The following is a 21395-nucleotide window of genomic DNA, read 5'->3' as shown; positions in this document are numbered from 1 at the left end:
CGCACCATCTCCGCTGCTCGTAACGACAGAGAATCACAACCACAGAATTTTGCAACGGTTCCCGCTGGGGAGAAGAGGGAGCGATCCTCCCCCCTCAAGGCGAAGGAAAGGCGGGCTAACCGCGTGACAGTCCGGCAGGGATCGGCTAAACCAAGCCCCGCGAAACAACAGGCTTTCTTGATGACCGCTATCGATCCCGTCGCCAATCTTTCCGCCCTGATCCGCTGCCCGTCCGTGACCCCTGCCGAAGGCGGCGCGCTGACGGCCCTTGAAGCCATGCTGAAGCCGCTCGACTTTGTCACCCACCGGGTGACGGCGACCGAGGAGGGCACGCCGGATATCGAAAATCTCTATGCCCGGCTCGGTACCGGTGGTCCGCACCTGATGTTTGCCGGCCATACCGATGTCGTTCCCGTTGGCGACGAGAGCGCCTGGACGCATGGGCCTTTTTCCGCCGATATCGCCAATGGCGACATGTATGGCCGCGGCGCCGTCGATATGAAGGGCGGCATTGCCTGCTTTGCCGCCGCCGTTGCCCGCTATATCGAGAAAAACGGCGCGCCTGACGGTTCCATCTCGTTCCTGATCACCGGCGACGAGGAAGGCCCGGCGATCAACGGTACGACCAAGCTGCTCGAATGGGCCGCTGCCAAGGGCGAGCGCTGGGATGCCTGCCTGGTGGGCGAGCCGACCAATCCGGATCACCTCGGCGATATGATCAAGATCGGCCGGCGCGGCTCGCTATCGGGAACCATCACCGTGCACGGCGTCCAGGGCCATGCCGCCTACCCGCATCTGGCCGACAGCCCGGTGCGCGGTATTCTCTCCCTCACGCAAGCCCTGATGGACCCGCCATTTGACGGGGGCACCGATAATTTCCAGCCGTCCAATCTGGAAGTGACGACGATCGATGTGGCCAACACAGCTGTCAACGTCATCCCGTCCAAGGCATCGGCAAGCTTCAACATCCGCTTCAACGACACCTGGGAGGCCGACAGCCTCAAGGCCGAGATCATTGCGCGGCTGGACCGTGCCGCAACGGAAAGCCCGCTTCGCCCCGGCCGCCCGCCGGTCCGCTACGATCTCGTCTGGAACGAACGCCCCAGCCACGTCTTCCTCACCCGCAACAATGCGCTGATCGCCTCGCTCTCCGGCGCCGTCGAGGCGGTGACGGGCCGCGAACCCAATCTGTCGACCACCGGCGGCACGTCGGATGCGCGCTTCATCAAGGATTATTGCCCGGTCGTGGAGTTCGGCCTTGTCGGCCAGACCATGCACATGGTCGATGAACGCGTCGCCGTCGCCGATCTCGAGACCCTGACGCAGATCTACGAAACCTTCCTCAGCCGCTGGTTTGGCCATGCCGCAGATTGAGGAGATCGGAGCCTATCTGAAAGGTGTCTGGCTGCTCATTCTGGGGGACAGAAGCGGCTTTGACTGGCTCGATATCACGGTAACGGGCGTCTGGCGCTCGTTTGCCGCGTTCCTCTGGTGCCTGCCGGCCATGGCGGTCGGCTGGGCGGCGTGGCGGCTGTTTTATCTGGAACAGATGCCGACGGGGACCGAAACCGGGCTCGGCTTCATCCTAAAACTGTTTCTCGTCGATATGACGATGTGGATCGTGCCCTTGGTGCTGGTCGCCGTGTTGGCAAAGCCGCTCGGCTATGGCGACATGCTGGCCTCGATCATCATCAGCACCAACTGGCTCGCCGTCCCCACGGTCTATGCCATGGCTGTTCCCCTGGCGATCAGGCTGGTCATCCCGGGCGGTCAGGGCCTCGCCTATCTCATGTCCCTGATCCTGCTGCTCGTCAATTTCACGGTGATTTTCCGGCTGGTCAAAACCGTGACCAACAACCAGCTTCTGCTCGCCTCGGCGATCTCGGCCCTTTTGATCCTGCCGTCGCTGATGCTGAGCGAAGCCCTGCCGCCGCTGCTCGGCCTGATGCCGGTCTATCCGGCGCCGCTATAAGCGGTACGAGGCCTAATAATCGACCTGCATGAAATAAAGCCCGTCCGGCGGCGCGACGGGGCCGCAGGCCTTGCGGTCTCTCGCCTCCAGCGCTGCCCGCACGTCATCCGGCGTCCAGCGCCCGTCACCCACCATTTTCAGCGTACCGGCAAACGAGCGGATCTGGTTGTGCAGAAAACTCTGCGCCGTCGCCCGGATTTCGATGACATCTTCATTGCGCGTCACATCCAGCCGGTCGAGCGTCCGCCACGGGCTGTTGGCCTGGCAATGCGTGGAGCGGAACGTGGTGAAATCATGGTAGCCGACCAGGGTCTGGGCGGCCGCGTGCATGGCCTCGTGATCGAGCTTTTTCGATACCCACCATGCGCGCTTGGCCTCTAAAGCCAAAGGCGATGGCCGCGAAATGATGCGATAGAGATAATGCCGCCGCAGCGCGGAAAAGCGGGCATCGAAATCATCCGGCACATCCGCCGCCTCGATGATCGACACCTGTTGTCCGGCTTGGCCCAGATAGGCGTTCAGCGCATTGCGCAACGTCTCCGGCTTCCAGGCGCGCGAAAGATCCACATGCGCCACCTGGCCACGGGCATGCACGCCGGAATCGGTCCGCCCTGCGCCGCGGATCAAAGCGGGCTCGCGGGTCAGCGCCAGAATGGCCTTTTCGACCGCACCCTGCACGGAAGGACCATTGTCCTGCCGCTGCCAGCCGACATAATTGGAGCCGTCATATTCGATCGTCATGCGAAAACGCGGCATCAGGACAGCCTTGTACCGGCGGGAACGGGCGTGCCGCGCCGGAAGTCGTCCGCATTCAGCACCTTGCCGCCGGCCTTCTGCAGCCGGGTCAGCCGCACAGAGCCATCGCCGCAGGCAATCGTCAGATCGTCGAACAGCGCCGTCCCGGTCTCGCCGCCGGCGGTTTCGACGACTGAGGACAGGACCTTGATCCGCTCCAGCTTGCCACCGGTCTCAAGCTCGAACCAGGCGCCCGGAAAAGGCGACAGGCCGCGAATGTGATTGTGCACTTCCGTGGCCGTCTTGCTGAAATCGATCCGCGTCTCGGCCTTGCTGATCTTGGCCGCATAGAGAACGCCCTGTTCGGCCTGTGGCGTCAACGGCAGCTCGCCGCCATCGAGCTTGTCCATGGCATCCTTCATCAACCCGGCACCGGCCAGCATCAGCTTGTTGTGCAGTTCGCCCGCCGTCATCTCGCTACCGATGGCGACGACCTTGGTCAGCGCCACGTCGCCGGTATCGAGCCCCTTGTCCATCTTCATCACCATCATGCCGGTCTCATGGTCACCGGCCATGATCGCCCGCTGGATCGGTGCAGCGCCACGCCAGCGCGGCAGGAGCGACGCATGGCCGTTGTAGCAGCCAAGCCGCGTGCCGCTCAGAATCTCTTCCGGCAAAAGCAGGCCATAGGCCACGACGACGGCGACATCGGCATCGAAATCCCGGAAGGCCTGGCGATCCGCAGCATCCTTGAAATTTAAAGGCGTCAGAACCTCGATGCCCAGCAGTTCGGCTGCCTGATGCACCGGCGATTTCTGCAAATCGAGACCACGGCGGCCACCGGGACGCGGCGGCTGCGTGTAGACGGCAACGATCTTGTGACCGGCAGCAGCCAAAGCCGCCAATGTGGGCACCGAAAATTCCGGCGTTCCCATGAAGATGATGCGAAGCGGCATGGTGCGCGGTCCCTCGTTCTGATCAGGCCCCTTCAAACGGGTTTACGAGCTTCAAATCAAGCCCCTCGAAGTCTTTTGTATTGCGCGTCGCCAGCGTCGCATCGTGCGACAGGCAGATGGCGGCGATCATGGCGTCCTTGGTTTCCATCGCTCTTCCCGCCTTCTGCCTTTGCGCGGCAATGGCCCCGTATCGCCCTACAGCGGTTTGCGAAAAGCTCAGGATGCGTCCGGAGAACTCATTTTCAATCCGCAACAATGTCTGGCGCAGGTTGTCCTGCCGGGCTCCCGGCTCCAGCAGGGCAATACCAAAATGCATTTCCGCCGTCGCAATTGCCGTGAGAAACACGGCCTCGCGGTCATAACCATCCAACCATCTCAGGATCCGCTCGCTATGCTGCCGGCCCTGAAGCTCCGAGATAACGTTGGTATCGAGAACGATCATGTGAAGTCTGGCGGAGCGCGATCGGGCTGCCTGCGGAACGCGTCGATAGCGCGCAGTTCGTCATCCTCGAACTTTGCATCCCCCAGAACAGCGCGGAGCCGCTGTCCGGCCGTTTGCCCACGCTGCTGAGTTCTTTCCAACGCCGATCGAATTTGAACAATGGCCTCGTCCGAAAGACTGCGGCCGTTACGGCGCGCACTTTCCTGAAGCTCGACCTTCAAAGCATCGTCTATTCCACGAAGAAGCAGATCACCCATACGTAACCTCCACTATGATATCAGTGATATCATAGTCTCTCCGGCCCATATTTTCAATGGAAGCGTCAGATCGCCTTGGCGCCGCGGGTCTTGGCGGCCTTGGTGAACTTGCGGATCACCATTTCGCGCTTGAGCTTGGAAATGTGGTCGATGAACAGCACGCCGTTTAGGTGATCGATCTCGTGCTGCAGGCAGGTCGCCAAAAGACCGTCGGCCTTGGCTGTCAGCTTCTTTCCTTCGAGATCGATATATTCGACCGTAATCGTCGCAGGACGTTCGACCTCGGCATAATAATCCGGGATCGACAGGCAGCCTTCCTCATAGACGGACCGCTCGTCCGATGTGGTGAGGATTTTGGGATTGATGAACACCAGCGGCTGCTTTTCCTCGCCGTCCTTGGCAACATCGATCACCAGCATCTGGCGCGGAATGCCGATCTGGATCGCGGCGAGGCCAATGCCCGGCGCGTCATACATCGTATCCAGCATGTCATCCGCCAGATGGCGGATTTCGGCACTGACCGTTTCCACCGGCTGGGACAGCTGGCGCAGCACGGGATCGGGAAGAATGATGAGCGGCTTGATGGTCATCTGGCTCCCATAACTGATCTTTTGCGCCGATGGAATTCTCGTTTTCAAGATTTTTGCAGCAAATGCAGCAGTTTGTATCGGCGCGTTTACCAATGTTCTTGTTTTGATCTAGTCAGCAAACCCGAATCCCCTTACTCTCTTCCGATGGAACCGACAATTCTGACGCTCGATCAACCGCTTTTCATCCTTGGCTCCTACACGGTGACGCTGGGCATGTGCCTGTTCGGCGCTGCCGCAATTGTGCTGTTTGCCGGCATTCCGGCAGTTCTTCGCAGGCGGCGCGACCGGCAATCGGCAGATGATGCCGAGCAGCGCATGACGGCGCTGCTTGCCGCGCAGACCGAGATGCAAGGCCGCATCGCCGCCATGGCCGATGTGTTTGGCGCGCGGCAGTCGGAACTCAACCAGTCGATCAGCCAGCGGATCGACGGCATGACGCACCGGCTAGGCACCTCGATTACCGAGCAGACGAAGGCGACGCATGAAAACCTGCGGCGGCTGCAGGAGCGGCTGGCGGTGATCGATACCGCGCAGACCAATATCCAGTCTTTGGCCAAGGACATGGCCGGGCTGCAAAGCATTCTGTCCAACAAGCAGACGCGCGGCGCCTTTGGCCAGTCGCGCATGGAAACGATCATTGCCGATGGCCTGCCGATGGGCGCCTATGCCTTTCAGGCGACGCTTTCCAACGGATCGCGGCCGGATTGCACCATCCGCATGCCGAACGGCCAGCCGGTCCTGGTGATCGACGCCAAATTTCCGCTGGAAGGCTGGAATGCCATTCGCAGCGCCGAAAACCCTGACATGGTCCGGCAGGCGCAGCAACAGTTCCGCCGCGACATGGAGGTGCATATCCGGGATATCTCCGGAAAATACCTGATCGCCGGCGAAACCCAGGAGACCGCCTTTCTCTTCGTTCCCTCCGAATCGATCTTTGCGGAAATCCACGAGCATTTCGAGGGGATCGTCCAGAAGGCGCACCGGTCGCGCATCGTCATCGTTTCGCCGTCGCTTTTGATGTTGTCTATCCAGGTTATCCAGGCGATCCTCAGGGACGCCCGGATGCGCGAGCAGGCGCATCTGATCCAGGGCGAAGTGATCCGGCTGATGGAGGACCTGACCCGGCTCGACGACCGGGTGCGCAAGCTTCACGGCCATTTTCTCACCACCCAGAAGGACGTGGACGATATTCTGATCTCCTCGGATAAGCTGAAGAAGCGCGGAACGCGCATCGAGGCACTGGACCTCGAAACGGCGGGCGCCGCTCAAGACGGCAAGACCGATCAGAAATCCTTCGATACGCGTATGGGGCAATTGAAGCTGCGGGTGGTTGACGAGGACTAACCCGGTCGGGCACTGTCCCGGAAAAATCGGCTGCCCCGGGAGACACCTGACATGATCACAGTTTTCGGCTCCATTAACATGGACCTGATCGCCACCACCGCACGCCTGCCCAAGCCCGGCGAGACCGTGACCGGCACCGGGTTTTCCACCGCTGCCGGCGGCAAGGGCGCCAATCAGGCGCTGGCGGCGCGCCGCGCCGGAGCGGCCGTGCGCATGGCCGGAGCCGTCGGCTCCGACAGCTTTGCCGATGGAGCGCTTGCGCTGCTGAAGCAGGCGGGCACCGACCTGTCGCTGACGAAAACAGTGAGCGAACCGACCGGCACCGCGCATATCCTTGTCGGTGGTGACGGTGAGAACGTCATCGTCGTGGTGGCGAGCGCCAACGGCACGGTCGGCGCAGGCGATGCGCAATCCGCCGTCGAGACGATGGAGGCTGGCGACACGCTGATGCTGCAGCTGGAAATTCCGGCCGCATCGGTCGAAAAAGCGCTCGTTGCGGCCAAGAGCAAGGGCATTAGCTCGATCATCAACATTGCGCCGTTGACGGCGGACGCCGCACGGCTTGGCCGGATGGCGGATATTGTCGTCGCCAATGAAACGGAATTTGAGCTTCTGGCCGGGCGCGAAGGGCTGTCGGCTGCCGAGCGTGAAGAGGCCATGCAGGCACTGTCGCAGGAAACAGGCCAGACCGTCATCGTCACGTTGGGCGCCGAGGGCGTCGTGGCGGTGCGCAGCGGCGCGATCCATCGTGCCAAGGGTTTGAAGATCGAACCGGTCGATACGGTTGGCGCCGGCGATACCTTCTGCGGTTATCTTGCCGCAAGCCTCGATGCCGGGCTCGATTTCGACGCGGCGCTGCGCCGTGCAGCGGTTGCAGGCTCGCTTGCCTGCCTCAATCCGGGCGCCCAGCCGGCCATTCCGCTGGCCGCCGAGGTGGATGCAAAAATCTGACCCGTTCTGAGCGCAACTGCGCCTCAGCGCAATCAGAACAGCGAACGTCGCCCGCACGGCACGCAGTAGAAAATCCCCTATAAACTATGGGATTTCAGTCTCTGACGTTGTTCTAATTTTAATAAATTCCGCGCTATCAAAAAGCTGCAAAGGCCGCCTTCCAAGGATCAAGGGCGGCCTCACGATGCCGGTCGGCATCTGGCGCCCTATGAGGGGGCATCTCCCATCCAAAGATCGCGTCATTCTGCGGCTTGAAATCCGCGGACCTCTCACAATGCGGGGACATTCATGTTCAAGTTCCAGGCCAAATCGCTGGCCACAAAGCTTATCGCGGTCACGGGCGGCACTATCGCGCTCGTCCTTCTCGCCTCCAACTACGTGCTCATTTCCCAGACGCAGGATCGTGTCGAGACACTGGTCATCGACCAGGCGCGGACCGAAGCGAAATCCATTGCATCCGACATTGCCAGCAACATTGCCGAGCTGGCGGGCGCTGCCCGCTCTACAGCCGGGATCATCGGACGCGGCCAGGAAGGCGGCTATCTCGACCGCAAGGCCGTCGTCGATCTGCTCAAAGCCAATGTCGAAAAGAATACATTCGCGTTTGGCAGCTGGTTTGCCGAAGAGCCCAATGCTTTCGACGGCAAGTCCAAGGATTATGCCGGCCAGAAGGATTTCGGCGCCAGCAAGGACGGAACGCTGAACCCCTACTGGACGAAGAGCAAGACCGGCATCGCGTTTTCGACCTTCGATTCCGACTATGCGGCCGACTGGTATGGGCTGGCTGCCAAGAGCCAGAAGGGCGCGATGTCGCCGCCCTATACCGAGACCACGACGGGCGACAGCAACTCGATGTCCTCGATCGCCTATCCGGTCATCTCCAACGGCAAGCTGATCGGCGTCAGCGGCGTCGATGTTTCCCTGTCCTCGCTTGCCAACAAGATGAAGGATATCCGCCCCTTCGGCACCGGCCGCGTGACCCTTCTCTCGCAGAGCGGCAAATGGCTGGTCGCACCGATCCCGGACCTCCTGATGAAGGACTATGACGGTATCGGCGCCGATATCGTCAAGACTGCGCTATCGACTGCAAAGCCGGGCATGATCCATGACCTGACTTACGATGGCAACGAAACCTTCGAGCGGGTGGTCTACCCCTTCAGCCTGCCTGACGTGAACACGACCTGGGTCGTGCTCGTCGATGTGCCGCAGAGCGCCATCAACGCCCCCATCATCGATCAGACCTATATGATGATCATCGGTGGCCTGATCGTGCTGGGCGCCGTGCTTCTCGGCCTCTACCTTGCGGTCCGCAGCTTCGTTCAGAAGCCGCTTGCAGGTCTGGTCAGCGATGTCGAAAACCTCAGCAAAGGTGTTTATACCAATGCCGTCTCCGGCCAGGACCGCACCGATGAGACCGGTTCCGTCGCCAAGGCGCTTGAAGGCTTCCGCCATAGGCTTGCCGATACCAAGCGTCTGGAAGCCGAAGCGCAACAGGAGCGCCGGTCTTCCGAACAGCAGCGCAGCCAGTCCGAGGCCGAACGCGCCCAGTCGAGCGCCACCCAGCGCGAGATTGTTGCCAAGCTCGCCAAGGGCCTGTCGCAGCTGTCCTCCGGTGATCTTGCCTACCGCATCACCGACGACTTCCCCGGTGAATACGCCCAGCTGAAGACCGACTTCAACTCCGCCATGGATAGCCTCGAAGAGACGATCCAGACGGTCAACAGCTCGGTCGTCAACATCGGCACCGGCACCAGCGAAATCAGCAACGCTGCCAACGATCTTTCGCACCGCACCGAACAGCAGGCCGCAAGCCTGGAAGAAACGGCAGCGGCGCTCGATCAGCTGACCTCGCAGGTCAATGCCAGCGCCGACAATGCCAAGGTCGCGGCAAAATCCGTCGAGACCGCCAGCAGCGACGCCGAACAGTCCGGCGAAGTGGTGCAGAAGGCGATCGCCGCGATGAAGGGCATCGAGCAGTCCTCCGGCGAAGTCAGCCGCATCATCGGCGTCATCGACGAGATCGCATTCCAGACCAACCTCCTGGCGCTCAATGCCGGGGTTGAAGCGGCCCGCGCCGGGGATGCCGGCAAGGGATTTGCCGTGGTTGCCCAGGAAGTCCGCGAGCTTGCCCAGCGCTCGGCCAATGCCGCCAAGGAGATCAAGCAATTGATCAACACCTCGGCCGGCCAGGTTCGCGATGGTGTCGATCTCGTCGGCCGTGCCGGTGGCGCGCTGCAGAAGATCGCCGACCAGGTGGTGCAGATCAACGGGCTCATCCGCCAGATTTCTGGCTCGGCCTCGGAACAGGCTGTCGGCCTGAAAGAGATCAACACGGCGGTCAACCAGATGGACCAGGTGACCCAGCAGAATGCTGCGATGGTGGAAGAGACAACCGCCGCCAGCATGGCGCTGAACGAGGAAGCCCGCGCGCTGAGCACGCTCGTCTCCCGCTTCCATGTCGCCCGTCATGGCCACTCGTCCACCGAGATGCTGCGCAACACGGCCGACAGGATGCGGGCACCAGTCCGGTCATCCGCGCCTGCCTATAGCGCGCCTGCGAAATCCGCTCCGGCCCGCTACAGTACGCCGGCGCCAAGGGCGGTGCCGCAGGTCTCCGGCAACACTGCTCTTTCCCAGGATAATTGGGAAGAATTCTGAACTGATAACGCAACCTACGGGAACGGCGCCCTTGCGGCGCCGTTTTCATTCATTCGTTTCGCGGCGTTTTTTTAATATTTCCAATATTTTAGATGAACGGCCGGTTCACATTGCGTTCATAGCGATAAGCGCAAGGTCCGGCATCACATCGAAAGGATGGAACTATGAACACGACAATCAAGACACTGGGCGCCGCTGCCATCGCCGTCATGGTCGGCCTGACATCGTTCATGCCGGCATCTGCTGCACCGGTCCGGGCAAACGACGTTCAGCTGTCGTCCAGCGTCGAACTGGCGCAGTACCGCCAGCGCGATTCGGATGCACCGCGCTGGAAGAAGCGCCACCAGAACAGGCATGACCGCGCCGAGCGCCGCAAGGAACGCCGGGGCTATTGGAACGGGCACCGTGGTTACCGCGAACACCGCCGCGGCTACCGCCGCCATAGCGATGGCTACTACTATTCTCCGGAAGTTTTCCGTCTTTACATTCGCTAACTGAGAAACGGCCGCCACTTTGAAACGTGGCGGCCGGTTCGTTTGAAAAGATTACAGCCGGGCGATGCGCTCGGTCAGAAGATCGAAGAAACCCTGGTCATCGACCTCGCGCATGACCTTGGCATTGTGCTTGCGGCCAGTCACCTGCCACCAATCGACGACGGTCATGCCCACGGTCAGTTCGGACTTGGTCTCGATCTCGACATTGCAATCGCGGCCCTTGAACAGGTCGGGACGCAGGACATAGGCGATCACGGTAGGGTCATGCAGCGGGCCGCCATCGGAACCGTATTTTTCGATATCGAAGCGCTCGAAGAATTCCAGCATCTCGGCCATCGCAACCGCTGCCGGCGAGCCGATCGCCTTGATCTTTTCGACGCGGGCCTTGTGGGTCAGAACCCGGTGCGTGACATCCAGCGACATCATCACGATCGGAATGCCCGACCTGAAGACGATGTCTGCGGCGTCCGGATCCACATAGATATTGAATTCGGCTGCCGGCGTAATGTTGCCGCCCTCGAAGAAGCCGCCCCCCATCATGACGATTTCGCGCACGCGTGGCGCAATCTGCGGCGCCTTGTTGAGCGCCAGCGCGATATTGGTGAGCGCGCCTAAGGTACAGAGCGTGACGGTGCCAACCTCTTCCGAAAGCAGTGTCTCGATGATGAAATCGACCGCGTGCTGTGTTTGCATCGGCATGGTCGGCTCCTCGACCACCGGGCCGTCCAGGCCGGTCTTGCCATGCACATGTTCGGCTGTCACCAACTGGCGTACCAGCGGCCTGTCGGCTCCGGCATAGACCTTGACGTCGCGGCGGTTGCACAATTCGCAGATCACCCGGATATTGCGGGAGGTCAACGCCACCGGCACATTGCCGGCAACTGCGGTGATCCCGAGCACGTCCAGTTCGCCAGGGCTGCCGAGCGCCAGCATGATGGCGGCGGCATCGTCCTGCCCCGGATCGGTATCGATGATAATCTTTCTCGGCGCGGGCATGCGGGTCTCCTCCAAATCAGCGAGCGGGACTATGATTTGCCTCTTGGTCCAGTGCAAGCGCCTTGCACTCGCTACGCACAGCTACCATATTGAAGCCTCTCGGATGCTGCCTCGCAGGTCCGTCAAAACAGTCGCTTGAGCTGCAAGGACTAGATATGACCCGGATCACGCCCTTTACGAGCCCGCTGCTGCTCGGTTTCGACGCGATGGAAAAGACCCTTGAGCGCATTGCCAAGGGCAATGACGGCTACCCTCCCTATAATATCGAGCGCGTGCGCCGGGACGACACATCCGGCGAGCCGGACAGCCTGCGAATCACGCTGGCCGTTGCCGGTTTTTCAGAAGACGATCTCGACGTCACGACCGAGGAAAACCAGCTGATCATTCGCGGGCGCCAGACTGAAACGGGGGAACGCGACTATCTGCACAGGGGCATTGCGGCGCGCCAGTTCCAGCGGATGTTCGTACTTGCCGAGGGAATGCAGGTTTCCAAGGCGCAGTTGAAGAACGGCCTGCTCTCTGTCGATCTCATTCGTCCAGAACCTGTCCGTATGGTAAAGAAAATTAATATTTTGGTCCCAGAGTAGGATAACCGGCAGCCTCTGCCGGCTGCACCAAGGACCCGGCCGCTCCCAATGGCCCCGACTTCGTACAGTAAAATCAATGTGTTGCGGGTTTCAATTGTCTTATCGGCGATGGAATCGGCAAAGCCACGGAGTACGACTCATGGGATTGAAACACGTCAGCTCGCATCTGTCGAAAAATGACCTGGCGCATCTGGGCGCCGGCGAAGTTGGCTATATCCGCAAGATGCGCTCGGACGAAGTGTCCCGCGTCTTTCCGGAAGCGCCCAATATGGATCCCGATCTCGACCTTTGGGCACTGTTCGGCGCCGACGGCACGCCGATCCTTCTGACCGACAACCGTTCCAGCACCTTCTTCAAGGCCGCAGAAGACGACCTGCGCACCGTGAGCCTGCATTAAATCACAGGCAAGTGACATTGCGGCTTAGTTTTGATCGACGTTCAGGATTGAACCGAGCCGATGTCTCCTCATCGCGGCGCTTCGACGATTTCGCCTTAAACGTCATAGACGCCGCCTCTCCTGCGGATGCTGATGAGCCCTTCGTCGCCTTCCGGCGTCCCATTCCCGAAGCCGAAACGTGACCGCACCTGACCGTATTGACATATCGGTAAATCTCGATATTATCAGCGCATGGATTTGCTCGAAATATTCAAAGCCCTGTCAAACCGTACCCGCCTTGAAATCCTGCAGGGTTTGAAGGATCCCGTGAAGAACTTCCCTCCACAGGATGAAGGTGACGTTCTGACGGTCGGGGTCTGCGTCAGCAGTATTCAAGAGGGCGTCGGACTGTCGCAATCGACGGTGTCCGATTATCTTGCGACGCTGCAACGAGCAGGCCTGGTGGAAGCCAGGCGCATCGGCCAGTGGACCTACTATAAACGCAACGAAGCAACCATCAGCGCTTTGGCCGGGATCATCGGCAAAGACCTGTAATTTTTACCATAGAATATCGGTAATTCGTGATATTTCTTTTTAACGAAACGAGGATTTGCAATGAAAGCGATGATACTTCACTCTTTTGGCGGGCCGGAAGCGTTCAAACTTCGCGACGTGCCGACGCCTGTTCCGCACGCGGGACAGGTCCTGGTGCGCGTCCATGCGACGTCGATCAATCCCTTGGATTACCAGGTCCGGCGCGGTGACTATCGCGACCTGGTGCCATTGCCGGCCATTACCGGTCATGATGTATCCGGAGTGGTCGAAGCAGTCGGCCCCGGCGTGACGATGTTCTCTCCAGGAGACGAAGTCTGGTACACGCCGCAAATATTCGACGGGCCGGGAAGCTATGCCGAATACCACGTTGCGAACGAAAATATTATCGGAAGAAAACCCAGCGCGCTCAGTCATCTCGAGGCGGCAAGCCTGAGCCTGGTTGGCGGGACCGCGTGGGAGGCGCTGGTCGTCCGTGCAGCTCTCAGAGTTGGGGAAAGCATCCTGATCCATGGCGGCGCGGGAGGGGTCGGTCATGTGGCGATCCAGCTCGCGAAAGCCATCGGTGCGAACGTGTTCACGACCGCACGCGAAGATAACTTCGCGTTCGTACGTGATATGGGCGCGGACGTTGTTATCGACTACAGGAACGAAGATTATGTCGATGTTATCATGCGGGAAACGGGGGGCCGTGGCGTCGATGTCGTGTTCGACACCATTGGTGGCAACACATTGTCGCGCAGCCCGGATGCGCTCGCACAACTCGGCCGCGTTGTCACGATCGTGGACATTTCAGAGCCACAGAACGTGGTTCAGGCCTGGGGCAAGAACGCGAGTTACCACTTCGTTTTCACACGGCAAAACCGCGGCAAGCTGGACGAACTGAGCGCACTGGTAGAGCGCGGCCAGTTGCGGCCCCATGTGGGCGCCGTCTACCCGCTTGCCGACATTCCGCTTGCCCATGCCCGGCTGGAGGCCCCCAACAACGGCCTTCGTGGAAAAATCGCGATCGCGGTCGAGCCTTCGGCTCATCCCGCAAATGCGGACATTTGACTGTTGAGTGTTAGAGCCGCCGGAATGTCAGATAGGCGGACTTGCGGCCTTCCCGGCGTGCCTTGGCCTCATAGCGCGTGCTCGGCCAGCCGGCATAGGGCGTCAGCCAGTCACTGGCATTTTCGGCCGTCCAGTTAAATGACGGGTGGTCGTGGCAATGCGACAGCGTCCAGTTGACATAGCTATCGATATCGGAGGCGAAGCAGAAGATGCCGCCGGGCTTCAAAACGCGCGCGAACCGGTCGAGATTGACCGGGGAGACGAAGCGGCGTTTCCAGTGCTTCCGCTTCGGCCAGGGGTCGGGATAGAGAAGATCGATCTGGTCGATCGCGTTTTCGGGTAGCCAGTCCAGAACCTGCGTCGCGTCGTCATCATGCAGGCGGATGTTTTCGACACCGCGCTCCTCGATATATCCCACCAGCTTAGCCATCGAATTGACGAAGGGCTCGACGCCGATAAAGCCGGTCTCTGCGTCTTCGGCCGCGCGGTGGATCAGGTGCTCGCCGCCGCCAAAGCCGATTTCCAGCCGCACGCGGCCAACCGGATTGCGAAACAGCGTCTTCACGTCGTCCGGTGCTGGCGATGCCAGATCAAGCCGCAGCAAGGGAAGCACGGTTTCGAGATGCGTCGCCTGCAGCGCGCGCAATGGCTTGCCCTTGCGGCGGCCGAAGAAGGCTTCGGTCGAACGGCTGCGATGCTGGTCAGTCATGGCAATGTCTTTCACGATAAAAGCGGACGTCTCCGTCAGGAAACATCCGCTTTACAGTTTTATCGGCAGGTCCGTAAAGAGCCGGATCAGGCGGCCTTCAGGGCTTCGTCCTTCAACGCATCCTTGAGTGGCTTGACGAGATCAAGCTTTTCCCAGGAGAAGGAGCCGTCGCGGCCGGCTTTGCGGCCGAAATGACCATAGGCCGAGGTCTTGGCATAGATCGGCTTGTTGAGGTCCAGATGACGCCGGATGCCCGACGGGGACAGATCCATCGTCTTGCGGATCGCAGCTTCGACCTGGTCTTCCGTTACCTTGCCGGTGCCATGCAGATCGACATAGATCGACAAAGGCTGTGCGACACCGATCGCATAGGCGATCTGGATCGTGCAGCGGTCTGCCAGACCGGCGGCAACGACGTTCTTGGCGAGGTAGCGTGCCGCATAGGCTGCGGAACGGTCAACCTTGGTCGTGTCCTTGCCAGAGAATGCGCCGCCGCCATGCGGGGCTGCGCCACCATAGGTATCGACAATGATCTTGCGGCCGGTCAGGCCCGCATCACCATCCGGCCCGCCGATCACGAACTTGCCGGTCGGGTTGATGTACCAGTTGCAGTCATCGGCAATCGCGATGTCATGCAGCGCTTCGCGGATATAGGGCTCGACGACGCTGCGAACCTTGGCCGAATCCCAGCTTTCATCGAGATGCTGGGTCGACAGAACGATCGAGGTCACTTCCGCCGGCTTGCCGTCGATATAACGGACCGTGACCTGGCTCTTGGCGTCAGGACCCAGGCGGCCGGCGTCGCCGCCGCCCTTCTTGCGGGCCGTGGCAAGCAGATCGAGAATGCGGTGCGAATAATAGATCGGCGCCGGCATCAATTCTGCGGTTTCCTTGCAGGCGTAACCGAACATGATGCCCTGGTCGCCAGCGCCTTCGTCGCCCTGCTTATCGGCGGCATTGTCAACGCCTTGGGCGATGTCGGCCGACTGCGGATGCAACAGAACGTCGATCTTGGCGGTCTTCCAGTGGAAGCCTGCCTGTTCATAACCGATTTCGCGGATGGCCTTGCGGGCGGCAGCCTTGAACTTGGCCGGGTTGATGACCGGATGTCCGGCGGCATCTTTCAGGACGTTGCCGTCCTTGTCTTTCTTCAAAAGCGTGTCCGGCACCCGGACTTCGCCGGCGATCACCACGCGGTTGGTGGTTGCCAACGTCTCGCAGGCGATGCGAACTCCCCAGGGATCAACCCCGGTCTTGGCGGCTTCACGATACACAAGGTCAACAATTTCATCGGAAATCCGGTCACAGACTTTGTCCGGATGACCTTCTGCCACGGATTCACTCGTAAACAGGTAGTTAGCGCGCATGCGGGAAGTCCCCTCAAAGAAAAAACTGCTTCAACCGTGTTAGTGATTTTGCAAGGAAATGACAAGCACACAAGGACATAAATATATCTTTATATGGGTAATGGAGGAACAGTTTTCCGGGCTTTTGATGCTTAAAAGCCGCATTTCAGCAATTTGAAGAGCGTGAGGTCAAGGTGACCCCCGGAATCCGGGCACAAAAAAAGCGGCACTGTCCGGCCGCTTTTTTTCATCTATGGATTGCAGCAGCCTATTATTCGGCTTCTGCTTCCGCTGCCAGGGCCTTGACGAGATCCACCAGCTTGCGGCGTACCTTGGGATCGCCGATCTTGACGAAGGCGCGGTTCAGCTGAAGCCCTTCCGAGGACGACAGGAAATCGACCACGTAGTTGGAGCTTGAGGCTTCGGCCATTCCAGACGGACCGGTTGACGAATCGCCCGGTGCATCTTCGAAAAAGAAAGAGACCGGAACATTCAAGATGCTTGAAATGTTCTGAAGACGGCTGGCGCCGACACGGTTCGTGCCTTTTTCATATTTTTGAATCTGCTGGAAGGTGATCCCGAGGCTCTCTCCGAGTTTCTCCTGGCTCATGCCCAGCATGGTACGGCGAAGGCGGATCCTGCTACCGACATGAATGTCGATAGGGTTCGGCTTCTTCTTGTTCTCTATCATAACGGTTTCCTAATAAGCGAAGTTTCAGTTGCTCCCATAACCTGGACACTTGCCGAGAGCAGACTACACGTCACGATGTGTAGCCGGGGCGGAAACCCCCCGAACATAGGTGAAGATCGATGGTGAGTGCCACTATGCAATTTTAGGGGTTTTTGGTCAATTCTCTCGCAGAATAAAACTTGCACGGGAAATAAGTGCTAAACCGAGCAGGAGGCACCCAATCAGGATTGCGTTCCTTTCCTGCTGCTCGTGGCTCATTAGCAAATCAAACTTTCCCGGCAAAAGTGTGTCCACGAAGCCCTTGGTTCCGAAGGGGAACCCGGTGACGATCTCTCCCCTGCCATTGATGACAGCGGATATCCCGGTATTGGCATCGCGGATGAGCGGCAGACCCGTTTCCACGGAGCGAACCCGCGCCTGTTGAAAATGCTGATAGGGGCCGGGCGTATTGTCGAACCAGGCGTCGTTTGTGAGATTGAGCAAGGCATCGGCCTGAGATGCCTCGCGGCCGATTTCCTGAGGAAAAATAGCCTCATAGCAGATCAGCGGATAAAACGTCCTGCCGCCTGGCAGTGTCAACAGCGTCCGCGTTGCCGCAGCCGAAAAACCGCCGGGCATGGCGACCGTGTCGAGACCCGCCGCCGACAGTAGGCTTTCCAGCGGCAGATATTCCCCAAACGGGACCAGATGGACCTTATCGGCCGCGCCGACGATCTGGCCGCGGTCGTCGATGACGTAAATCGAATTGTAATAGCGCGGCGGCTGGCCGGCACCGCTGGCTTCGGCCCGCACCGCGCCGGTGATCAAAAGCTGGCCATCCTGCAGCACATCGGAAATTCGCAGCAGCGCATCCGGATTTTCGGTCAGGATGAACGGCACGGCGGTTTCCGGCCAGACGACAATATCCGGACGCTTGCCGCCATCGGCGGATGGTGCCTGCGTCAGCGCCAGATGCTCTTCAAAGATCGCCATGCGCTCGGCGTCGTCGATTTTCTGCGATTGATCGATCAAGGGCTGAACAAGCCGGATCGTCAGGGCTGGATCGGCCGGTGGCGGCAGTGGCTGTTCCAGCCGGTAATAGCCGTAGCCGAAATGGGCGGCGACCAGGAGCACGGCAAGGCCCAACCCAAGGCTCAGCCCCTTGCGTGTGCCGATGAGTGCCGGCGCTGCAAAGACGAAGACAGCCAGCATATTGACGCCGGCAAGGCCGATCATGGACGCCGACTGCATCATCAGCGGAATCGGCATGGCAGCGTAACCGATGGCATTCCAGGGAAAACCGGTCAAAACGAAGCTGCGCAGCCATTCAAACACGCCGAACGCAAAGGCGAGCGCTGCGATCCGGCCCATACCGTCAGTCCAAAGGATGCGGGCGACGGCCGTAGCGAACGCATAGAAGAAGGCCAGAAACGCCGGCACCCCGATCACCGCCAGCGGCACGGCCCAGGCAAACTCATCGGCCTCGACAAGAAGCGCATTGCCCAGCCACCAGAGCCCGCCCAGAAAATAGCCGAAGCCGAAACACCAGCCGATCCAGAATGCCGGAAAACTGCGCCGGACGAACCCGTGGTCGGGATTGCCCGAGGCACCGTCGATCAGCCAGACGAGAATGGGCAACGAGAGGAACGGCGCTGCAAAAATGCCAAAGGGAGGCAGAGCGAAAACGGCGACCAGACCGGCAACAAAAGCGACAAGCGCCCGACGGGCGCCCGACAACAGCATGATCCTGCCCGCAAGCCACTCCATTCCCATCCCCCAATCGGCGCAAGCCGCCACACGGGTTATCCGCGCGGCCGATCGAATCGCGCAGCAACCGTTCACCCCGAATCAACCGGGGGCAGTGTTCCAAAAAAGCGGCGGCTTGTCGTGCCCGGAAACGCCGTTTTGGCGGTTCTGGCGGGGGGGTTATCCCGTTTCGCGCAGCGAGGTCTCCGGCTGGGCGATTGGCGTTGCCTCGAATGGCAGATCCTCTTCGCCCTTTACTGGACGGCGGCGGGCCGGCGGGCGCTTGCGGACGATCCGCACGCGCTTCACGCGGCGCGGATCGGCATCCAGCACCTGGAATTCAAAGCCGGGAATGGCCTGAACCACCTCGCCACGGGCGGGAATACGGCCGAGCGCGGCAAAGACCAGGCCACCCAGCGTATCGACATCTTCGAGCTGCTCGCGCACGTCGAAATCCGGCCCGATCGCAGCGGCAATCTCTTCCAGTTCGACGCGAGCATCGGCGACAAATACGTCATCCGAGGTTTTGGCGAACATCACTTCTTCATCGTCATGCTCGTCTTCGATATCGCCGACGACCATTTCAACGATATCTTCCAGCGAGGCGAGGCCATCGGTCCCGCCATATTCGTCGATTACCAGGGCCATCTGGATACGGGCGGCCTGCATGCGCTGCATCAGGTCGGAGGCATGCATGGACGGCGGCACGAACAGGACCTGCCGGATGATGCCGGCCTCTTCAACCGTCTTGGACAGATCGATACGGCCGAGATCGAAGCCGGGCTTGGGCTGGCGCACCGGCTTTTCCGGCTTTTCCGCCGTAATCGCCGTCGCAGTTGCCGTCGAACGGCTGCCATTGCGCCGCTTGTTGCGAGCCTGCTTGGTCACATAGGACAGCAGGTCGCGGATATGGACCATGCCGCGGGGATCATCGAGGCTTTCGCTGTAGACCGGCATGCGCGAGCGGCCGGATTCCTCGAAAATCACCATCAGCTCGGCAATGGTGATGCTGAGATCCACGGCCTCGATATCGGCACGCGGAACCATGACGTCCTCGACGCGGACTTCGCGGAAACGCAGGATATTGTTGAGCATGGCGCGTTCGGCCGGCGAAAAGGCAGTATCGCCATCGGCGCCACCTGTCATCAGCGCATCGGCGAGATCTTCACGAAGGCTGGAGGCATTGCCCGCACGCCAGATCCGGGCTGCACGGCTCCAGAAGGAGGAGCCCGACTTGCCGTTCTCAGGTTTCGGGGCGGTGCTACTACTGCCCGCTTCATCCTGACTGGAGGCTTCCGCCTCGTCTCTTGCAACCGGGGCCGGCTGCGCTCTAAAATCGCTCATTGTTCCAAACTATCAAACGGGATCACTATCCCCATAGGGATCAGATAAACCAAGACCGGCCAAAATGCGAGTCTCAAGGCTCTCCATTCTTTCCGCATCACTCTCAATGAGGTGATCATAGCCGAAAAGATGCAGAAATCCATGCACCAGAAGATGGGTGAGATGCTCATCGAACGGCTTGCCGAGATCGTCAGCCTCGCGCACCAGCGTCTCATAAGCAAGGATGATATCGCCGAGCATCGGCCCCGGCATCTTGCCGGGGGTCACCGGAAAGGCCGGGAATGACAGTACGTTTGTCGGCTTGTCCTGGCTGCGCCATTGCGCGTTGATCTCTCTGATCGAAGCATCGTCGGTGAAAACCAGCGAGAGTTCCGGCGGCATTTTTGGAAAAGGCTGCTTTTCCGCGCGCTTGAGAACATCGGCGCTTGCGCCAAGCACGCGTTCGCTCAGCGATAAAAGGTCCGTCTCGGAAGGCCATGAACCTTCCTCGACGCTGATCTGGATATCAAGGCTCGTCATGAATTGCTGCGTCCGCCTCAGCGGTCGCTCTGCTCGCTTTCGTCATGCACGGCCGTCGTGGCCTCATAGGCGCGCACGATCCGGGCAACCATCGGATGGCGGACGACATCGACGTCCTTGAAGCGGACGACTGAAACGCCTTCGACACCTTTCAGGATCTGCAGGGCTTCGACAAGGCCGGACTTGACGCCGCGCGGCAGGTCGACCTGGCTTGGATCGCCCGTGACGATCATCCGGCCGTTTTCGCCGAGACGCGTCAGGAACATCTTCATCTGCATCGCCGTGGTGTTCTGCGCCTCGTCGAGGATGACGGCGGCATTGGCAAGCGTGCGCCCGCGCATGAAGGCGAGAGGAGCGATTTCGATGACGCCGGCAGTGATTGCCCGTTCAACCTTGTCGCCCGGCATCATGTCATAGAGCGCATCGTAGAGCGGACGCAGATATGGATCGACCTTGTCCTTCATATCACCGGGCAGGAAGCCGAGGCGTTCGCCCGCTTCCACGGCCGGACGCGACAGCACGATGCGATCGACGGCGCCGCGTTCCAGGAGCTGTGCTGCGTGCGCAACTGCCAGATAGGTCTTGCCGGTGCCGGCGGGGCCGACGCCGAACACCAGTTCGGACCGCTCCAGCGCGCGCATATAGGCGTCCTGCGTCGGCGTCCGGGCCGCGACGGTCTTCTTGCGCGTCGAAATCTGCGCGAGGTTCAGCTTGGCTTTCTTTTCCATGGTCGGCAACTGTAGCTGGTCATCGGCGGCCACCGCCATGCGGATGGCGCCTTCGACATCGGAGGATTCGACGGTGCTGCCGTTCTGCAGGCGGCCGTAGAGATAATCGAGCGCCCGGCGTGCCTGATTGGTGGCGACGACCTCACCCGAGATCGAAACGGAATTGCCGCGCGGCCGTGCATCGATATGCAGGCGCTGTTCGATCAATTTGAGATTTTGGTCAAACTGGCCAAACAGCTCGCTGGCGAACCGGTTGTTCTCAAATGTGAGCACGAAGTGATTGACGTCTGTCGCGGATGTTTTCGACTGGCGCGGCGAGGATGAAACCAATTCGTGTCCGTTCAAGCGGTCAGGCTCCTTGAGTTAGCGG

At 60.3% G+C, this 21395-nt stretch carries 23 protein-coding genes; 10 read left to right on the top strand and 13 right to left on the bottom strand.

What is annotated here, in order from left to right; genetic code table 11:
* Nucleotides 1–180 precede the first annotated feature (180 nt).
* Both dapE and ASD32_RS11470 read left to right on the top strand, forming a co-directional pair.
* A complete protein-coding gene (dapE, locus tag ASD32_RS11475) occupies nt 181–1374 on the top strand; it encodes a succinyl-diaminopimelate desuccinylase (protein WP_060638139.1) in 1194 nt (397 codons plus the stop codon).
* Nucleotides 1361–1972 carry a hypothetical protein gene (locus tag ASD32_RS11470; protein WP_060638138.1) on the top strand — a complete coding sequence of 204 codons (612 nt, stop codon included), beginning with the start codon at nt 1361–1363 and terminating at the stop codon, nt 1970–1972. The genes dapE and ASD32_RS11470 overlap by 14 nt, the downstream gene beginning before the upstream one ends.
* Before the next feature lie 12 nt (nt 1973–1984).
* Here ASD32_RS11470 and truA read toward each other — a convergent pair whose 3' ends face one another.
* The 5 genes from truA to def form a co-directional block, all read right to left on the bottom strand.
* Nucleotides 1985–2728 carry a tRNA pseudouridine(38-40) synthase TruA gene (truA, locus tag ASD32_RS11465; RefSeq protein ID WP_060638137.1) on the bottom strand — a complete coding sequence of 248 codons (744 nt, stop codon included), beginning with the start codon at nt 2726–2728 and terminating at the stop codon, nt 1985–1987.
* Nucleotides 2728–3663 (bottom strand): methionyl-tRNA formyltransferase, encoded by a 936-nt coding sequence (gene fmt, locus ASD32_RS11460; RefSeq protein WP_060638136.1) that lies wholly within the window; start codon nt 3661–3663, stop codon nt 2728–2730. The genes truA and fmt overlap by 1 nt, the downstream gene beginning before the upstream one ends.
* 22 nt (nt 3664–3685) lie before the next feature.
* On the bottom strand, nt 3686–4105 hold the full coding sequence (locus tag ASD32_RS11455) for a type II toxin-antitoxin system VapC family toxin (RefSeq protein ID WP_060638135.1): 420 nt from the start codon (nt 4103–4105) through the stop codon (nt 3686–3688).
* Nucleotides 4102–4362: a hypothetical protein gene (locus ASD32_RS11450; protein WP_060638134.1), complete on the bottom strand. Its 261-nt coding sequence runs from the start codon at nt 4360–4362 to the stop codon at nt 4102–4104. Before ASD32_RS11450 ends, ASD32_RS11455 begins: the two co-directional genes overlap by 4 nt.
* A gap of 65 nt (nt 4363–4427) precedes the next feature.
* Nucleotides 4428–4952, bottom strand: coding sequence for a peptide deformylase (gene def, locus ASD32_RS11445; protein ID WP_060638133.1), 525 nt, complete (start codon nt 4950–4952; stop codon nt 4428–4430).
* A gap of 144 nt (nt 4953–5096) precedes the next feature.
* Here def and ASD32_RS11440 point away from each other — a divergent pair, with 144 nt between their 5' ends.
* The 4 genes from ASD32_RS11440 (at nt 5097) to ASD32_RS29545 (ending at nt 10399) form a co-directional block, all read left to right on the top strand.
* Nucleotides 5097–6296, top strand: coding sequence for a DNA recombination protein RmuC (locus ASD32_RS11440; protein ID WP_060638132.1), 1200 nt, complete (start codon nt 5097–5099; stop codon nt 6294–6296).
* Between the two features lie 51 nt (nt 6297–6347).
* Nucleotides 6348–7247, top strand: coding sequence for a ribokinase (locus ASD32_RS11435; protein ID WP_060638131.1), 900 nt, complete (start codon nt 6348–6350; stop codon nt 7245–7247).
* Between the two features lie 288 nt (nt 7248–7535).
* Nucleotides 7536–9905, top strand: a complete 2370-nt coding sequence (locus ASD32_RS11430) for a methyl-accepting chemotaxis protein (RefSeq protein WP_060638130.1) — start codon at nt 7536–7538, stop codon at nt 9903–9905.
* 164 nt (nt 9906–10069) lie between these two features.
* A complete protein-coding gene (locus tag ASD32_RS29545) occupies nt 10070–10399 on the top strand; it encodes a hypothetical protein (protein ID WP_060638129.1) in 330 nt (109 codons plus the stop codon).
* Between the two features lie 51 nt (nt 10400–10450).
* Here ASD32_RS29545 and ASD32_RS11420 read toward each other — a convergent pair whose 3' ends face one another.
* Nucleotides 10451–11395, bottom strand: coding sequence for a nucleoside hydrolase (locus tag ASD32_RS11420; protein WP_060638128.1), 945 nt, complete (start codon nt 11393–11395; stop codon nt 10451–10453).
* Nucleotides 11396–11550: 155 nt separating this feature from the next.
* Between ASD32_RS11420 and ASD32_RS11415 the strand changes: the two genes are divergently transcribed.
* The 4 genes from ASD32_RS11415 (at nt 11551) to ASD32_RS11400 (ending at nt 13963) form a co-directional block, all read left to right on the top strand.
* Nucleotides 11551–11982: an Hsp20 family protein gene (locus tag ASD32_RS11415; protein WP_060638127.1), complete on the top strand. Its 432-nt coding sequence runs from the start codon at nt 11551–11553 to the stop codon at nt 11980–11982.
* Nucleotides 11983–12121: 139 nt separating this feature from the next.
* Nucleotides 12122–12379 carry a DUF1150 family protein gene (locus ASD32_RS11410; RefSeq protein WP_037104558.1) on the top strand — a complete coding sequence of 86 codons (258 nt, stop codon included), beginning with the start codon at nt 12122–12124 and terminating at the stop codon, nt 12377–12379.
* 231 nt (nt 12380–12610) lie between these two features.
* A complete protein-coding gene (locus tag ASD32_RS11405) occupies nt 12611–12913 on the top strand; it encodes a metalloregulator ArsR/SmtB family transcription factor (protein WP_060638126.1) in 303 nt (100 codons plus the stop codon).
* Between the two features lie 60 nt (nt 12914–12973).
* A complete protein-coding gene (locus ASD32_RS11400) occupies nt 12974–13963 on the top strand; it encodes a zinc-dependent alcohol dehydrogenase family protein (protein ID WP_060638125.1) in 990 nt (329 codons plus the stop codon).
* A gap of 10 nt (nt 13964–13973) precedes the next feature.
* On the opposite strand, the gene trmB is transcribed toward ASD32_RS11400, so the two are convergent.
* The 7 genes from trmB to ASD32_RS11365 all read right to left on the bottom strand — a co-directional run bounded on the left by trmB (nt 13974) and on the right by ASD32_RS11365 (nt 21370).
* A complete protein-coding gene (gene trmB, locus ASD32_RS11395) occupies nt 13974–14672 on the bottom strand; it encodes a tRNA (guanosine(46)-N7)-methyltransferase TrmB (RefSeq protein ID WP_060638124.1) in 699 nt (232 codons plus the stop codon).
* A gap of 86 nt (nt 14673–14758) precedes the next feature.
* Complete coding sequence (metK, locus tag ASD32_RS11390; protein WP_060638123.1) at nt 14759–16039, bottom strand: methionine adenosyltransferase; 1281 nt, start codon at nt 16037–16039, stop codon at nt 14759–14761.
* 250 nt (nt 16040–16289) lie between these two features.
* Nucleotides 16290–16709 (bottom strand): helix-turn-helix domain-containing protein, encoded by a 420-nt coding sequence (locus tag ASD32_RS11385; protein WP_060638122.1) that lies wholly within the window; start codon nt 16707–16709, stop codon nt 16290–16292.
* A 156-nt stretch (nt 16710–16865) separates the two neighbouring features.
* Nucleotides 16866–18455 (bottom strand): apolipoprotein N-acyltransferase, encoded by a 1590-nt coding sequence (gene lnt / locus ASD32_RS11380; protein WP_060638185.1) that lies wholly within the window; start codon nt 18453–18455, stop codon nt 16866–16868.
* Nucleotides 18456–18614: 159 nt separating this feature from the next.
* Nucleotides 18615–19778 (bottom strand): hemolysin family protein, encoded by a 1164-nt coding sequence (locus ASD32_RS11375; RefSeq protein ID WP_060638121.1) that lies wholly within the window; start codon nt 19776–19778, stop codon nt 18615–18617.
* 12 nt (nt 19779–19790) lie between these two features.
* Nucleotides 19791–20297: an rRNA maturation RNase YbeY gene (gene ybeY, locus ASD32_RS11370; protein ID WP_060638120.1), complete on the bottom strand. Its 507-nt coding sequence runs from the start codon at nt 20295–20297 to the stop codon at nt 19791–19793.
* Nucleotides 20298–20314: 17 nt separating this feature from the next.
* Complete coding sequence (locus tag ASD32_RS11365) at nt 20315–21370, bottom strand: PhoH family protein (RefSeq protein ID WP_060638119.1); 1056 nt, start codon at nt 21368–21370, stop codon at nt 20315–20317.
* Between the last annotated feature and the right edge of the window lie 25 nt (nt 21371–21395).

The organism is Rhizobium sp. Root483D2, from assembly GCF_001426685.1.
Taxonomy (GTDB): Bacteria; Pseudomonadota; Alphaproteobacteria; order Rhizobiales; family Rhizobiaceae; genus Pararhizobium; species Pararhizobium qamdonense.
Note: the sequence above shows the minus strand (reverse complement) of the source record. Positions and strands in the feature narration are given on the sequence as shown.

Bases quoted from the DNA above. Each gene is read 5' to 3' on its own strand.
- dapE (WP_060638139.1), top strand. From the start codon at position 181: ATGACCGCTATCGATCCCGTCGCCAATCTTTCCGCCCTGATCCGCTGC.
- ASD32_RS11470 (WP_060638138.1), top strand. From the start codon at position 1,361: ATGCCGCAGATTGAGGAGATCGGAGCCTATCTGAAAGGTGTCTGGCTG.
- truA (WP_060638137.1), bottom strand. From the start codon at position 2,728: ATGCCGCGTTTTCGCATGACGATCGAATATGACGGCTCCAATTATGTC.
- fmt (WP_060638136.1), bottom strand. From the start codon at position 3,663: ATGCCGCTTCGCATCATCTTCATGGGAACGCCGGAATTTTCGGTGCCC.
- ASD32_RS11455 (WP_060638135.1), bottom strand. From the start codon at position 4,105: ATGATCGTTCTCGATACCAACGTTATCTCGGAGCTTCAGGGCCGGCAG.
- ASD32_RS11450 (WP_060638134.1), bottom strand. From the start codon at position 4,362: ATGGGTGATCTGCTTCTTCGTGGAATAGACGATGCTTTGAAGGTCGAG.
- def (WP_060638133.1), bottom strand. From the start codon at position 4,952: ATGACCATCAAGCCGCTCATCATTCTTCCCGATCCCGTGCTGCGCCAG.
- ASD32_RS11440 (WP_060638132.1), top strand. From the start codon at position 5,097: ATGGAACCGACAATTCTGACGCTCGATCAACCGCTTTTCATCCTTGGC.
- ASD32_RS11435 (WP_060638131.1), top strand. From the start codon at position 6,348: ATGATCACAGTTTTCGGCTCCATTAACATGGACCTGATCGCCACCACC.
- ASD32_RS11430 (WP_060638130.1), top strand. From the start codon at position 7,536: ATGTTCAAGTTCCAGGCCAAATCGCTGGCCACAAAGCTTATCGCGGTC.
- ASD32_RS29545 (WP_060638129.1), top strand. From the start codon at position 10,070: ATGAACACGACAATCAAGACACTGGGCGCCGCTGCCATCGCCGTCATG.
- ASD32_RS11420 (WP_060638128.1), bottom strand. From the start codon at position 11,395: ATGCCCGCGCCGAGAAAGATTATCATCGATACCGATCCGGGGCAGGAC.
- ASD32_RS11415 (WP_060638127.1), top strand. From the start codon at position 11,551: ATGACCCGGATCACGCCCTTTACGAGCCCGCTGCTGCTCGGTTTCGAC.
- ASD32_RS11410 (WP_037104558.1), top strand. From the start codon at position 12,122: ATGGGATTGAAACACGTCAGCTCGCATCTGTCGAAAAATGACCTGGCG.
- ASD32_RS11405 (WP_060638126.1), top strand. From the start codon at position 12,611: ATGGATTTGCTCGAAATATTCAAAGCCCTGTCAAACCGTACCCGCCTT.
- ASD32_RS11400 (WP_060638125.1), top strand. From the start codon at position 12,974: ATGAAAGCGATGATACTTCACTCTTTTGGCGGGCCGGAAGCGTTCAAA.
- trmB (WP_060638124.1), bottom strand. From the start codon at position 14,672: ATGACTGACCAGCATCGCAGCCGTTCGACCGAAGCCTTCTTCGGCCGC.
- metK (WP_060638123.1), bottom strand. From the start codon at position 16,039: ATGCGCGCTAACTACCTGTTTACGAGTGAATCCGTGGCAGAAGGTCAT.
- ASD32_RS11385 (WP_060638122.1), bottom strand. From the start codon at position 16,709: ATGATAGAGAACAAGAAGAAGCCGAACCCTATCGACATTCATGTCGGT.
- lnt (WP_060638185.1), bottom strand. From the start codon at position 18,455: ATGGAGTGGCTTGCGGGCAGGATCATGCTGTTGTCGGGCGCCCGTCGG.
- ASD32_RS11375 (WP_060638121.1), bottom strand. From the start codon at position 19,778: ATGAGCGATTTTAGAGCGCAGCCGGCCCCGGTTGCAAGAGACGAGGCG.
- ybeY (WP_060638120.1), bottom strand. From the start codon at position 20,297: ATGACGAGCCTTGATATCCAGATCAGCGTCGAGGAAGGTTCATGGCCT.